This window comes from Streptomyces sp. NPDC003248 (assembly GCF_055563235.1).
Window position 1 is genome coordinate 656398 of sequence record NZ_JBVHDT010000002.1, and the last position, 14634, is coordinate 671031.

The window sequence follows — 14634 nt, forward strand, 5'->3', positions numbered from 1 at the left end:
CCCGCCCGGCACCGCCCCGCCGGGCACCACCGGCGTGGCTCCGACGGCCGACCACCGCGGTCCGGCGCCCTCGGGCCGAGGCCGACGACCGTCCAGGTGAACCGGTGACACACGCATCGAAGGGCCCCACTCGTGGGGCCCTTCGTCATGTGCGGAGATCGCCGACCGCGCTTACAGTGGTCCCAGGCAGTGAATCTTGAAGAAATGAATCTTTCCGGGAAATTCGTGAACCAATTCACGAAGCGTAGTGTCTCAGCCTCAGTAGTGCCTCAAAGGCATTACCGGCGCCACTCGTTCGGTCGCTGATCGGCCATTGATCAACCATTGATCGGCCGTTGATCAGCTATTTTATCGGCAACTTGATCACAGGCTTGATCGCCTTTCTCGCGTGCGAAGGCGAATCAGATTCGCCGCGCACTGTTTTGATCAGGTTCCGGTACCTAGAATCCGTCCACATCTTGAGCTCAGCCCAAGCGTCAAGGAGGACGAATGGCGGGGCTTTCTACCCCTCATCGGTTGGACCACCCCACAACCTTCGCAGCCGCAGTGCTGACCGACGGCAACCGCCTGCTCGTGGTGGTCATCGGGGTCGTCGCACTGGCTGCGCTCGTGGTCGCGGGCGTGCTGCTGCGCCAAGTGCTCGCGGCCGGCGAGGGCACCGACAGCATGAAGAAGATCGCGGCAGCGGTCCAGGAAGGCGCCAACGCCTATCTGGCCCGGCAACTGCGCACGCTCGGCGTATTCGCCGTCGTGGTGTTCTTCCTGCTCATGCTGCTGCCCGCGGACGACTGGAATCAGCGCGCCGGACGATCCGTCTTCTTCTTGATCGGTGCGGCGTTCTCGGCGGCCACCGGCTATATCGGCATGTGGCTCGCCGTACGCAGTAATGTGCGCGTCGCCGCGGCGGCCCGGGAAGCGACTCCCGCGGCGGGTGAACCGGAAAAGGACCTCACCGCCGTCTCGCACAGAGCCATGAAGATCGCTTTTCGTACGGGCGGTGTCGTCGGCATGTTCACGGTGGGGCTCGGTCTGTTCGGCGCCTCCTGCGTGGTGCTGGTGTACGCGGCCGACGCGCCGAAGGTGCTGGAGGGATTCGGTCTCGGCGCGGCGCTCATCGCGATGTTCATGAGGGTCGGCGGCGGCATCTTCACCAAAGCCGCCGACGTCGGCGCCGACCTCGTCGGCAAGGTCGAGCAGGGCATCCCGGAGGACGATCCGCGCAACGCCGCGACCATCGCCGACAACGTGGGCGACAACGTCGGCGACTGCGCGGGCATGGCGGCCGACCTCTTCGAGTCGTACGCCGTGACACTGGTCGCCGCGCTGATCCTCGGCAAGGTGGCCTTCGGCGACGCCGGACTCGCCTTCCCGCTGCTCGTGCCCGCGATCGGCGTGGTCACCGCGATGATCGGCATCTTCGCGGTCGCCCCGCGCCGCACCGACCGCAGCGGCATGTCCGCGATCAACCGGGGCTTCTTCATCTCCGCGGTGATCTCTCTCGCGCTGGTCGCCGTGGCCGTGTTCGTCTACCTCCCCGGAACGTACGCGGACCTGGACGGCGTCACCGACGCGGCGATCCAGGGCAAGAGCGGCGATCCGCGGATCCTCGCCCTCGTCGCGGTGGCGATCGGCATCCTCCTGGCGGCCGTCATCCAGCAGCTGACCGGCTACTTCACCGAGACCACCCGCCGCCCGGTCCGCGACATCGGCAAGACGTCGCTGACGGGCCCCGCCACCGTCGTCCTCGCCGGAATCTCCGTCGGACTCGAATCGGCCGTCTACACCGCCCTGCTGATCGGCCTGGGCGTGTACGGGGCGTTCTTGCTCGGCGGTACGTCGATCATGCTGGCGCTGTTCGCCGTGGCCCTGGCCGGCACCGGGCTGCTCACCACCGTCGGTGTGATCGTCGCGATGGACACCTTCGGCCCGGTCTCCGACAACGCCCAGGGCATCGCCGAGATGTCCGGCGACGTCGAGGGCGCGGGCGCGCAGGTGCTCACCAACCTCGACGCCGTCGGCAACACCACCAAGGCCATCACCAAGGGCATCGCCATCGCCACCGCCGTCCTCGCGGCCTCGGCGCTCTTCGGGTCGTACCGTGACGCGATCACGACCGGCGCGCGGGACGTCGGCGAGAAGCTCAGCGGGGACGGGGCGCCGATGAGCCTGATGATGGACATCTCGCAGCCCAACAACCTCGTCGGCCTGATCGCGGGCGCGGCGGTCGTCTTCCTCTTCTCCGGGCTGGCGATCAACGCGGTGTCGCGGTCGGCGGGATCCGTGGTGTTCGAGGTGCGGCGGCAGTTCCGCGAGAAACCCGGGATCATGGACTACAGCGAGACACCGGAGTACGGCAAGGTCGTCGACATCTGTACGAAGGACGCGCTCAGGGAACTGGCGACCCCGGGGCTGCTCGCCGTCATGGCGCCGATCTTCATCGGGTTCACGCTCGGCGTCGGCGCGCTCGGCGCCTACCTCGCGGGCGCCATCGGCGCGGGCACGCTGATGGCGGTCTTCCTCGCCAACTCCGGTGGAGCCTGGGACAACGCCAAGAAACTCGTCGAGGACGGTCACCACGGCGGCAAGGGCAGTGAGTCCCACGCGGCCACGGTGATCGGCGACACGGTCGGCGACCCCTTCAAGGACACGGCCGGCCCCGCGATCAACCCGCTGCTGAAGGTCATGAACCTCGTGGCGCTGCTCATCGCGCCCGCCGTGATCAAGTTCAGCTACGGCGACGACGCGAACGTCGGCGTGCGCATCGTGATCGCGGTCCTCGCGCTCCTGGTGATCGTCGGCGCGGTGTACGTCTCCAAGCGGCGGGGGATCGCCGTGGGTGACGAAGACAACGCCGACTCGTCCTCCAAGTCGGCCGATCCGGCGGTGGTTTCGTAGGTACGTACAGGTTTCGCTGATCAAGGGGCAGGCGGACGGCGCGGGTTGACGTGCCGTCCGCCCGTCTCCGTTGTGCGCGGGTCCGGCCCGTGAGCCTTCTCTCTCTTGGTTCAAATGGATCCATTCATGGAGACAGTGGACATTCGTCCTGGGGCTGTCGCCCGGTCGGCGTGTATGTTTCCGGGGCCGAGAGCCATGGAAGGGACCGATCCGGTGAACAAGAAGCTCGCGGCCGCGCTGTCCGGCGGTGCGGTACTGGTGCTGGCGCTGTCGGGATGCAGCAGCAGCGACGACGACGGCAACAAGGAGCTCGACGCCTGGGCCAAGCAGGTCTGCGACGCCCTGCCCGCCCAGGACGCCAAGGTCGACGCGGCCAACGAGGCCATCAAGCAGGCCGCCACGGACAACAACGCCCCGGCGAACGTCCAGAAGACCGACTCCCAGGCCTTCCAGGACATGTCCGACGCCTACAAGGCGCTCGCGCAGGCCGTCCAGAAGGCCGGCACGCCCCCCGGCGTCGAGGACGGCAAGAAGAAGCAGCAGGCGGCCGTCACGGCCCTCAACGACCTCTCCGCCTCGTACGCCGACCTCAAGACGCAGGTCGACGCGCTCGACACGAAGGACCAGGCGAAGTTCGCCGACGGCCTCCAGGACATCGCCACCGATCTGGGCGAACTCAGCCAGAGCGGCAACACCGCGCTGAAGAACCTGGAGCAGGGCGACGTCAAGAGCGCCATGGCCCAGCAGGCCAGCTGCAAGAAGGTGGCGGCCTCCGCCTCGGCCCGCGCCACGACCGGCTGACGCGGGTCGTCCCCGCCTGACACCGTTCCTCCGCCCGACCTCGCTCCCCCCGGTTCGTCCCCGGTCGTCACCGGGGCCCGTCGGCCGATCCGGGCCCGTCGGCCGATCCGGGTTGGGCGGGCGATCTGGGCTGGGCGGCCAATCCGGGCGGGGCGGGCGATCCGGGCGGGGCGGGCGATCCGGGCGGGGCGGGTGGCAGGCGTGCGGGACACAATGGGGGCGTGAGTAACGCCACCCTCTCCCCCCTTCCCTCCGCCGACCGCCCCGACGTCGCCGCCCGGCTGCGCGAGGCCCTGCTCGCGGTCTCCTTCACCGCCGACGGGCTGCTCGACCTCCTCGGCGCCCCCGCGTACGCGGCCCTGGCCCGCAGCGAGGTCGTGCCCGCGCTGCGCGCGACCCGCGGGGACACACCGCTGGAGACGCTCGTCCGGCTCTTCCTGCTCCAGCAGCCCGTTCCGCACGCGCGCGTGGAGGGCGTTCTGCCCGTCGACGCGTGCGTGGAGACCGGCTGGCTGAGGCGGGCCGGCGAGGACGACGTCGCCGCGACCGTGGACGTACGGCCCTACGGCGGGCCGGACGGCGAGGACTGGTTCATCGTGTCCGACCTGGGGTGCGCGGTCGGCGGGGCCGGAGGCATCGGCAGCCGGGACGAGAACGTCGTCCTCGGCGTCGGCGGGGCGTCGACCACCCTCGCCGGGATCACCGTGCGGACGCCCGTCGCCTCCGCCCTCGACCTCGGCACCGGCTCGGGGATCCAGGCGCTGCACGCCGCCCGGCACGCCACTCGTGTGACGGCGACCGACCTCAACCCGCGCGCGCTGCACATCACCGCGCTCACGCTGGCGCTGTCCGGCGCTCCGGCGGCCGACCTGCGCGCGGGGTCGCTCTTCGAGCCCGTGCGGGATGACGAGACGTTCGACCTGATCGTGTCGAACCCGCCGTTCGTGATCTCGCCGGGGGCGCGGCTGACGTACCGGGACGGAGGGATGAGCGGGGACGATCTGTGCCGGTCGCTCGTTCAGCAGGCGGGGGAGCGCCTGAACGAGGGCGGGTTCGCGCACTTCCTCGCCAACTGGCAGCACGTGGAGGGGGAGGACTGGCAGGACAGGATCAGGTCGTGGGTGCCGCGCGGGTGCGACGCGTGGGTCGTGCAGCGCGAGGTGCAGGACATCACGCAGTACGCGGAGCTGTGGCTCAGGGACGCCGGTGACCACCGGACCGACCCGCAGGAGTACCAGGCGCGGTACGACGCGTGGCTGGACGAGTTCGAGGCGCGCAAGGTGAAGGCCGTCGGCTTCGGCTGGATCACCCTGCGCAGGACGGCGTCCGCCGAGCCCGCTGTCACCCTCGAGGAGTGGCCGCACCCGGTCGAGCAGCCGCTCGGCGACACGGTCCGGGCGCACTTCGAGCGTCTCGACCATCTGCGGGCGCACGACGACGCGGCCCTGCTGGCCGGGCACTTCAGGCTCGCGGCGGAGGTCGTGCAGGAGCAGGTCGGGCTCCCGGGCGCCGAGGACCCGGAGCACGTCGTGCTGCGCCAGCACCGCGGCATGCGCCGGGCCACCAAGGTGGACACGGTCGGCGCCGGCTTCGCGGGCGTGTGCGACGGCTCGCTGAGCGCGGGCCGCATCCTGGACGCGATCGCGCAGCTCGTCGGCGAGGACCCCGTGCTGCTGCGCGACCGCACGCCGGCGCAGATCCGGCTGCTGGTGGAGCAGGGCTTCCTGGAGCCTGCCTGAGGGACGCCTTGCCCCGGCGCTGGAGACGTCCTGGCGCCGGAGACGCCCTGGCATCGGAGACGCTTGCACCGGCGACGTCCAGAGTGTGCCCGGTGGTGTCCGAGCCGCCCTCACGGATCGCGACACAGCGCACACCCGCCACACGACACAGCGCACACCCGCAACGAGACACAGCGCACACCCGGCACGCAACGCAGCGCACACCCACCAGGTGATCGGAACCGTGCAGATGCCCGGCAAAAAAGAGCTACGAGAAGAGCATCGACAACGCGGTTCGGTCCGTTCCGGCGAATTCGAGTCGGTCCGGACGCCCGGTTCGCAGCGCGTCGCGGCCCGAAGGGCGACCGATGAGGATCAGGGGAACACCGGATTCGCCAAGATCGTGTGCGCGATGAGCGGAGCCGGCGACGGGAACACCACGGGAACGACACCCGCGCGCCGAACGGTGTGAGACCGGTCGCACTCCGGCACGCGGCTCCCGGCGGCACGCCGCCCCCGACCGTCGACCGGGCGTTCACCCCGGGTTCGCCCGGGCGCCGCCCGCGCGTGTCAGCCTCGTGGCACGGGGCACGCGCGGGCAGTGGAAGAGGGGCTCGGACGATCATGGAGAGTGGACCGGCGATCTTCGCTGGAGCGGTGTTCGCCCTGTTCGGAGGCGGTCTGCTGCTGTGGACAGCGGTCCGGGTGCGACAGCGCCGGCCTGTCGCCCACGGTGTGAGCCCCCTCGCATCGGCGACGCTCGCGGGGTTCGCCGCCGTGGTCGCCCTGGCTCTCGGAACGTGGTGCTTCACCCGCCTCTGAAAACCTTACGAAGCGGCGGGTAAGCGGCGCCGAGGATCTTGCGCAAGGCCGCGTGAGAACCACGTCGGCGCGGCAGCGCGGACAATTGAGAGGTCACGCTCCGGTCCGGCGGAAAAGTGCGGGTCCGCACTCCGGGCGGCAGGAATGGCGGTAGTCGGGTTACCGTTCGAGTGGCCGTTGCGGGCTTTTCCCGTTTGACACGGGGGCGGGCTGTACCGTCACACTCCGCAGCGTCACCATGACCCGACCCCGGGAGCAAGGCCTGGGGAGGCCCCAGCGTCGACCGGAGAGAAGAGCGAAGTTGTCCCCGACCAGCGAGACCGCGAAGGGCGGCCGCCGACTCGTCATCGTCGAGTCGCCTGCCAAGGCGAAGACGATCAAGGGCTATCTCGGCCCCGGATACGTTGTCGAGGCGAGCGTCGGGCACATCCGCGACCTCCCCAACGGCGCCGCGGAGGTGCCGGAGAAGTACACCGGCGAGGTCCGCCGCCTCGGTGTGGACGTCGAACACGACTTCCAGCCCATCTACGTGATCAACGCCGACAAGAAGGCGCAGGTCAAGAAGCTCAAGGACCTGCTCAAGGAGTCCGACGAACTCTTCCTCGCCACCGATGAGGACCGGGAGGGCGAGGCGATCGCCTGGCACCTCCAGGAGGTCCTCAAGCCGAAGATCCCCGTCAAGCGGATGGTCTTCCACGAGATCACCAAGGACGCGATCCGGGCGGCCGTCGCCAACCCGCGCCAGCTCAACCAGAAGCTGGTCGACGCCCAGGAGACCCGCCGCATCCTCGACCGCCTCTACGGCTACGAGGTCTCGCCGGTCCTGTGGAAGAAGGTCATGCCGCGCCTGTCGGCCGGCCGGGTCCAGTCGGTCGCCACGCGGCTCGTCGTCGAGCGGGAACGCGAGCGCATCGCCTTTCGTTCGGCTGAGTACTGGGACCTGACGGGCACCTTCGCGACCGGCCGCGCGGGAGATCCGTCGGACCCGTCGTCGCTGGTCGCCCGCCTCCAGGCCGTCGACGGCAGGCGGGTCGCGCAGGGCCGCGACTTCGACTCCCTGGGACAACTGAAGAGCGCGAACACCCTCCACCTCGACGAGGCGAACGCCCGCGCGCTCGCCGCCGCCCTGGAGGACACGCGGTTCTCCGTGCGGTCCGTCGAGTCGAAGCCGTACCGCCGCTCGCCGTACGCCCCGTTCCGGACGACGACGCTCCAGCAGGAGGCCAGCCGCAAGCTCGGCTTCGGCGCGAAGGCCACGATGCAGATCGCGCAGAAGCTGTACGAGAACGGCTTCATCACGTACATGCGTACGGACTCCACGACGCTGAGCGACACCGCGGTCACCGCGGCCCGCGCCCAGGTCACGCAGCTGTACGGCGCCGACTACCTGCCGGACCGGCCGCGCACGTACGCCGGCAAGGTCAAGAACGCGCAGGAGGCGCACGAGGCGATCCGCCCCTCGGGTGATCGTTTCCGCACGCCCGCCGAGACGGGTCTGACCGGCGACCAGTTCCGGCTCTACGAGCTGATCTGGAAGCGGACCGTCGCCTCCCAGATGAAGGACGCGACCGGCAACAGCGTGACCGTGAAGATCGGTGGCACCGCCGCCGACGGCCGGGACGTCGAGTTCAGCGCCTCCGGCAAGACGATCACCTTCCACGGCTTCCTCAAGGCGTACGTCGAGGGCGCCGACGACCCGAACGCCGAGCTGGACGACCGCGAGCGCCGCCTGCCGCAGGTCGGCGAGGGCGACGCCCTCACCGCCGAGGAGATCACGGTCGACGGGCACGCCACCAAGCCCCCGGCCCGCTACACCGAGGCCAGCCTCGTCAAGGAGCTCGAGGAGCGGGAGATCGGCCGCCCGTCGACGTACGCGTCGATCATCGGCACGATCCTCGACCGCGGCTACGTCTTCAAGAAGGGCACGGCCCTCGTGCCGTCCTTCCTGTCCTTCGCCGTGGTCAACCTCCTGGAGAAGCACTTCGGGCGGCTCGTCGACTACGACTTCACCGCCAAGATGGAGGACGACCTCGACCGCATCGCCCGCGGTGAGGCGCAGTCCGTGCCGTGGCTGAAGCGGTTCTACTTCGGTGAGGGCGAAGGCGCGGGCATCGGCGGCGCGGCCGAGGCCGGCAACGGCGACGGAGACCACCTCGGCGGCCTCAAGGAACTGGTGACCGACCTGGGCGCGATCGACGCGCGGGAGGTGTCGTCGTTCCCCGTGGGCAACGGCATCGTGCTGCGCGTCGGGCGCTTCGGGCCGTACATCGAGCGGGGCGAGAAGGACGCGGAGGGCCACCAGCGGGCCGACATCCCCGACGACCTGGCGCCCGACGAGCTGACCCTCGACATGGCCGAGGAACTGCTCGCCGCGCCGAGCGGCGACTTCGAGCTGGGCACCGACCCGGCCACGGGCCACCAGATCGTCGCCAGGAAGGGCCGCTACGGGCCGTACGTCACCGAGGTGCTCCCCGAGGGCACCCCGAAGACCGGCAAGAACGCGGTCAAGCCGCGCACGGCCTCGCTGTTCAAGTCGATGTCGCTGGACACGGTGACCCTCGACGACGCCCTCAGGCTGATGTCGCTGCCGCGGACCGTCGGCACCGACGCCGAGGGCGTGGAGATCACCGCGCAGAACGGCCGCTACGGCCCGTACCTGAAGAAGGGCACGGACTCGCGGTCGTTGCAGTCCGAGGACCAGCTCTTCACGATCACGCTCGAAGAGGCGCTGGAGATCTACTCCCAGCCCAAGCAGCGCGGCCGCGCCGCCGCCAAGCCGCCGCTGAAGGAACTCGGCGCGGACCCGGTCAGCGGCAAGCCGGTCGTCGTCAAGGACGGCCGCTTCGGACCGTACGTCACCGACGGGGAGACCAACGCGACCCTGCGCTCCGGCGACAGCGTCGAGGCGATCACCCCGGAGCGCGGGTTCGAGCTGCTCGCCGAGAAGCGGGCCAAGGGCCCCGCGAAGAAGACGGCGAAGAAGGCTCCCGCGAAGAAGACGGCCGCGAAGAAGGCGGCACCGGCGAAGAAGACGGCCGCCAAGAAGACCGCGGCGAAGAAGACGACGACCGCGGCGAAGAAGACGACCACGACGGCCAAGAAGGCGACGGCGTCGAAGGCGGCGGCCTCGAAGACGGCCGGCGAGGACTGAGCCGTCCGGGGCCTCCCCGGCGTCCGGGCTCGGTCGCTGCCGGACTCGGTCGCTGCCGGGGCCGGGGGCTGGGAGCCGGTCGCTGGGACGGGGACTGGGACTGGGACTGGGACTGGGACTGGGACTGGGACTGGGACTGGGACTGGTGGGGCGTGTGGGGATTCCCCGCGTCCCTTCCCCGAAACGCGCGCTCCGGCATCGCTTTGGTGTCGGGGTGTGCGCGGGTTGGTGTCGGCGTGTGCGGGTGCGTGGACGGGTGCCTCGGTGTGTCAGTCGCTGCCGATAGGCTGAACGCATGACGCGAGCCGAGCAGCCAACGGCCCATCACCCGGCCCCAGACGACGCCCTGGTAGCGGACTCCCGCGAGCGTGCCGTCCGCGCCCTGCTGCGCCGGCCGCAGCTCAGGCGGTTGTGGAGCGCGCAGTTGGTGAGCGGCGTCGGTGACGCCCTCGCCCTCCTGGTGCTCGTCCTCCTCGCCCTCCAGGCGGCCATCGCCGAGGGTTCCTTCGGAGGCGGCTACCGGGGTGTGGCGTTCGCTGTGGCGATCGTCTTCGGGGCGCGGATCCTCGCCACCCTGCTCTTCGGCGCGGTCCTCCTCGGGCCGCTGACCTCGCTGACATCGCCGGACGGTCCGCTCGACCGCCGCTGGACCATGGTCGGCGCGGACGGCCTGCGCGCCGTTCTGCTGATCATCGCGCCGCTGTGGATCGACTGGATTCCCGACGACGCCCTGGCCCTGCTGCTGGTCACCGTGTTCGTGACCGGCGTCGCCGAGCGGTTCTGGACGGTCGCCCGTGAGGGCGCGGCGCCCGCGCTGCTGCCCGCCCCGCCCCTGGAGGGCGCCACGGTACGGCCGCTGCCGGACCATCTCGACGCGCTGCGCCGCCTGTCGCTGCGCACGGGTTTCGTGGCGCTCCCGCTGGGCGCGGCCGCGCTGCTCGTGGCGGCGCTGCTCAACAACCTGCTGGGGGCCGGCATCGCCTGGTTCGACCAGCACCAGGCGGCCCTCGCCTCGTACGTGGCGGCCGGCCTGTTCGCCGCTTCGCTGTCCGTCGTGGTGTTCCTGGAGCTGCCGGGCACGCGCACCCCGCGCGCGCGGTCCCCGCTCGAAGGGCTGCGCCGGCCCCGCACCGCCACCGGCGTCGACACGGGCCGCACGGGCGCGATCCCGCTGCTGGTGCTCGCCTGCGCGGCCGTCGCCGGCGCGATCGCGGCCGCGGTCGCCGTGGCGGTGCTGCACGCCAAGGACCTGGGCGGCGGCCCGGTGACGTACGGCCTGCTCGTGCTCGGGCTGACCGGCGGGGTCGGCGTCGGCATCCGGACCGCGCCGAAGGTGCTGGTCACGCTGTCGCGTCGGCGGCTGCTCGCGCTCGCCATCGCCTTCACCGGGGTGGCGCTGCTCGCGGCGGGTCTGGTCCCGGACGTCACCAGCGTGCTGCTGATCGTCACCCTGGCCGGCGTCGGCTCCGGCGTGGCCGCCAACACCGGGCACGCGCTGCTCGACCAGGAGACCGAGGACCACCGCCGCGCGCGCGTGACGGAGCACCTGCACGCGGTCGTCCGCGTCGTCGTCGCGCTGGCCGCGCTGATCGCCCCCCTGGTGGCCGCGCTGATCGGGCCGCACCGGCTGGAGAACGGCAAGTTCGTCTTCGCGCACGGCGGGGCGGCGTTCACGCTGATGCTGGTGGGTGCCCTGCTGCTGCCGGTGGCCGCGCTGGTGCTGGCCAAGGTCGACGACCGCTCCGGAGTGCCGCTGCGCCACGACCTGCGGGACGCGCTGCTCGGCGGCGACGACCCCGTGCAGGCCCCCGCGTCGAACGGCTTCTTCATCGCCCTGGAGGGCGGCGACGGCGCCGGCAAGTCCACCCAGGCCGAGGCGCTCGCCGAGTGGATCCGGGCCAAGGGCCACGAGGTCGTCCTCACCCGCGAGCCGGGTGCCACGCCCGTCGGCAAGCGGCTGCGGTCGATCCTGCTCGACGTGTCGAGCGCGGGCCTCTCGCACCGCGCGGAGGCGCTGCTGTACGCGGCGGACCGCGCGGAGCACGTCGACACCGTCGTACGCCCCGCCCTGGAGCGCGGCGCGGTGGTGATCACCGATCGGTACATCGACTCCTCGGTGGCCTACCAGGGCGCCGGCCGCGACCTGTCGCCGACGGAGATCGCCCGCATCTCCCGGTGGGCCACGAACGGGCTGGTGCCGCAGCTGACGGTCCTGCTGGACGTCTCCCCGGAGACCGCCCGCGAACGCTTCACCGAGGCGCCGGACCGGCTGGAGTCGGAACCGGCCGAGTTCCACGCGCGCGTGCGCTCCGGCTTCCTCACCCTGGCCGCCGCCGACCCCGGCCGCTACCTCGTCGTGGACGCCGGTCAGGAACCGGAGGCCGTCACCTCGGTCGTCCGGGCCCGGCTCGACCGGATGCTGCCGCTGTCCGAGGCCGAGATCAGGGCCCAGGAGGAGGCGCGCCGCAAGGCCGAGGAAGAGGCGCGGAAGAAGGCCGAGGAGGAGGCCCGCCGCAAGGCCGAGGAGGAACGCCTGGAGCGTGAGCGCCAGGAGCAGCTCGCCAAGCTGCGCGCCGAGGAGGAGGAGCGCAAGCGGCGCGAACTGGAGGAGGCGCAGCGGCGCGAGGCCGAACGGCAGGCCGAGGAGGCCCGCCGCCGGGCCGAGGAAGCGGCCCGGCGCGCGGAGGAGGAGCGGGCCCGCCTCCTCGCCGAGGAGAAGGCCCGGGCCGAGGAGGAGGCCCGCCGCAGGGCGGAGGAGGAACGGCGCCGCAAGCAGGCCGAGGAGGAGTCCCGGCTGCGCGCCGAGGCCGAGGCGCGGCGCCTGGAGAAGCAGCGCAAGGCCGAGGAGGCGCTGCTGCGGGCAGAGGAAGCGCGGCGCGCCGCCGAGCAGGCCGCCGCCGCGGCGCAGGCCGGCCCCCGGCCGACGCGTCCCGCGGCGGCCGCGGCCCCGGCGCCGGCTGTCGCGCCGGACGCGGCGACCGTGCCGACGCCCGTGGTGACGCCGACGAACGCGTCGGGCGGACCGGTCGAGGACACGGCCGTGCTGCCCCGGGTGCGGATGGACAAGGATCCCGTGGACGACCGGCGGGAGCCGCGGGAGCCCGTGGGGCGGTCCGGGGCGGGCGCTTCGGGCGCGTCGGACGCTTCGGGCGCGTCCGAAGGGCACGGGCCCGACTCCGAGGTGACGGCCGAGCTTCCGCAGCCGCCGGCACCGGCCGGCGCGCCCGACGAGACGGCCGTCCTGCCGCCCGTGGCCCCGCAGGGGACCGCCGACGAGACGGCCGTGCTGCCCCCGGTGCGCGAGGCGCGTCCCACGGAGGAGACGGCCGTACGGCCCCCCGTCCCCGGGGAGAGTCCTGCCGACCGGGTGCCGCAGGGGTACTTCCGCGACCAGCGGGACGGAGCGGGGCCGGACGGCTCCGAGGGCCGTACGCGTGAGCTGCCGCAGGTCGACGAGTCCGGCACGCCCCGGCAGCGGCCGCGGTCGGACTGGGCCGAGGAGACCCCGCTGGACGACCTGCCGACGCTGGCGGACGAACTGCTGGGACCGCACCACGGCGAGGACGGACCCGACGACGGCTCCGACGACGGACGCGGCGGCGGCCGCGGACGCGGACGGCGCCGGTGAGGCCCGGCCTCCGGCGGTAGGACGCGGCCGGGCGCCGGGGTCGTACCCGGCACCTGACGGCCGATCACTGCTGGAGCCCGAGGCCTGACGGCCGATGACTGCCGGAGCCCGACGCCTGACGGCCGGTGGCTGCCGGTGCCTGGCCTCCGGTGTCTTGTGCCTGGTGGTCGGCGCCCGATGCCCGGCGCTCGGCCGTCGTCCGCGCGGCCTCGCCTCCCTCCCGCCGACCGCCCTGTGCCCCCGCCCGCCGGGGGCACTGTCAGTGGCAGCGCGCACAATGGAATCCGCACTGGGCGGCATCGTGACGAAAGGGGCGGCGTAACCCATGACCGTGTGGGACGACCTCGTCGGGCAGGAGAAGGTGAGCGAACAGCTCGCCGCAGCCGCCCGGGACGCCGACGCGTTCATCACCGCGTCCGCCTCCGGCGCGCCGCCGCCCGAGGCGTCCAAGATGACGCACGCCTGGCTCTTCACCGGCCCGCCCGGCGCGGGCCGGACACAGGCCGCCCGCGCCTTCGCCGCCGCCCTCCAGTGCGTGAGCCCCGACCGGGCGCTCGGCGGCGCCCCCGGGTGCGGGTTCTGCGACGGCTGCCACACCGCGCTCATCGGCACGCACGCCGACGTCAGCACCGTCGCCGCCGTGGGCACGCAGATCCTCGCCGAGGACATGCGCGACACGGTGCGGAAGTCGTTCACCTCGCCCGCCAACGGCCGTTGGCAGGTGATCCTCGTCGAGGATGCCGAGCGGCTCAACGAGAAGTCCGCCAACGCCGTCCTCAAGGCGGTGGAGGAGCCCGCGCCGCGTACCGTCTGGCTCCTGTGCGCCCCCTCCATCGAGGACGTCCTGCCCACGATCCGCTCCCGCTGCCGCCACCTGAACCTGCGGACGCCGTCCGTCGACGCCGTCGCCGACATGCTCGTACGGCGCGAGGGCGTCGAGCCCGCCGTCGCGGCCGCCGCCGCCCGCGCCACCCAGGGGCACGTCGACCGCGCCCGGCGCCTGGCCACCGACCCCGCCGCGCGGGAGCGCCGTGCCGCCGTGCTCAAGCTGCCGCTGCGCGTCGAGGACATCGGCGGGTGCCTCCGGGCCGCCCAGGAACTCGTCGACGCCGCCACCGACGACGCCAAACAGCTCGCGGAGGAGCGGGACGCCAAGGAGACCGAGGAGCTGAAGGCGGCACTGGGCGCCGTCCAGGGCGGCCGGATGCCGCGCGGCACCGCCGGCGTGATGAAGGACCTGGAGGACAAGCAGAAACGGCGCAGGACGCGGACCCAGCGCGACAGCCTCGACCTCGCGCTCACCGACCTCACCGCCTTCTACCGGGACGTCCTCGCCCTCCAGCTCGGCTCCCGCGTCGCGCTGGCCAACACGGACGCCGAGGACGCCCTGGAACGACTGGCCCGCGGCAGCACCCCCGAGTCCACCCTGCGCCGCATCGAGGCCATCGGCGCGTGCAGAGAGGCCCTCGACCGGAACGTGGCGCCGCTGCTGGCGGTGGAGGCGATGACGATGGCACTGAGAGCGGGCTGAGCCCGGCGCGGGCCGGGCCGGGACGGCAGTGCCCGGGGGTCCCCCGACGAGCCGGTGCGACGCTCGACCGGACCGTGTCACTCGTCCG

8 protein-coding genes are annotated in these 14634 nt (G+C 72.2%); all 8 read left to right on the plus strand.

The annotated features are described in order from the left end of the window. Nucleotides 1-489: 489 nt before the first annotated feature. The 8 genes from ACZ3KJ_RS08305 to ACZ3KJ_RS08340 all read left to right on the plus strand — a co-directional run bounded on the left by ACZ3KJ_RS08305 (nt 490) and on the right by ACZ3KJ_RS08340 (nt 14546). Nucleotides 490-2895, plus strand: a complete 2406-nt coding sequence (locus ACZ3KJ_RS08305) for a sodium-translocating pyrophosphatase (protein ID WP_467525591.1) — start codon at nt 490-492, stop codon at nt 2893-2895. Nucleotides 2896-3090: 195 nt separating this feature from the next. Continuing rightward, nucleotides 3091-3696 carry a small secreted protein gene (locus tag ACZ3KJ_RS08310; RefSeq protein ID WP_467525593.1) on the plus strand — a complete coding sequence of 202 codons (606 nt, stop codon included), beginning with the start codon at nt 3091-3093 and terminating at the stop codon, nt 3694-3696. A 221-nt stretch (nt 3697-3917) separates the two neighbouring features. After that, on the plus strand, nt 3918-5435 hold the full coding sequence (locus ACZ3KJ_RS08315; RefSeq protein ID WP_467525595.1) for a DUF7059 domain-containing protein: 1518 nt from the start codon (nt 3918-3920) through the stop codon (nt 5433-5435). Between the two features lie 211 nt (nt 5436-5646). Continuing rightward, on the plus strand, nt 5647-5886 hold the full coding sequence (locus tag ACZ3KJ_RS08320) for a hypothetical protein (protein ID WP_467525597.1): 240 nt from the start codon (nt 5647-5649) through the stop codon (nt 5884-5886). A 152-nt stretch (nt 5887-6038) separates the two neighbouring features. After that, nucleotides 6039-6236: a hypothetical protein gene (locus ACZ3KJ_RS08325; RefSeq protein ID WP_467525599.1), complete on the plus strand. Its 198-nt coding sequence runs from the start codon at nt 6039-6041 to the stop codon at nt 6234-6236. Nucleotides 6237-6537: 301 nt separating this feature from the next. After that, entirely contained in the window at nt 6538-9387 is a 2850-nt protein-coding gene (gene topA, locus ACZ3KJ_RS08330) for a type I DNA topoisomerase (RefSeq protein WP_467525600.1), read from the plus strand. 295 nt (nt 9388-9682) lie between these two features. Beyond that, nucleotides 9683-13015 (plus strand): dTMP kinase, encoded by a 3333-nt coding sequence (gene tmk / locus ACZ3KJ_RS08335; protein ID WP_467525601.1) that lies wholly within the window; start codon nt 9683-9685, stop codon nt 13013-13015. Nucleotides 13016-13340: 325 nt separating this feature from the next. Then, nucleotides 13341-14546, plus strand: a complete 1206-nt coding sequence (locus ACZ3KJ_RS08340; protein WP_467525602.1) for a DNA polymerase III subunit delta' — start codon at nt 13341-13343, stop codon at nt 14544-14546. Nucleotides 14547-14634: the final 88 nt, after the last annotated feature.

Coding starts and splice junctions, on each gene's coding strand:
- ACZ3KJ_RS08340 (WP_467525602.1), top strand. CDS start 13,341: ATGACCGTGTGGGACGACCTCGTCGGGCAGGAGAAGGTGAGCGAACAG.
- ACZ3KJ_RS08305 (WP_467525591.1), top strand. CDS start 490: ATGGCGGGGCTTTCTACCCCTCATCGGTTGGACCACCCCACAACCTTC.
- tmk (WP_467525601.1), top strand. CDS start 9,683: ATGACGCGAGCCGAGCAGCCAACGGCCCATCACCCGGCCCCAGACGAC.
- ACZ3KJ_RS08325 (WP_467525599.1), top strand. CDS start 6,039: ATGGAGAGTGGACCGGCGATCTTCGCTGGAGCGGTGTTCGCCCTGTTC.
- ACZ3KJ_RS08310 (WP_467525593.1), top strand. CDS start 3,091: ATGGAAGGGACCGATCCGGTGAACAAGAAGCTCGCGGCCGCGCTGTCC.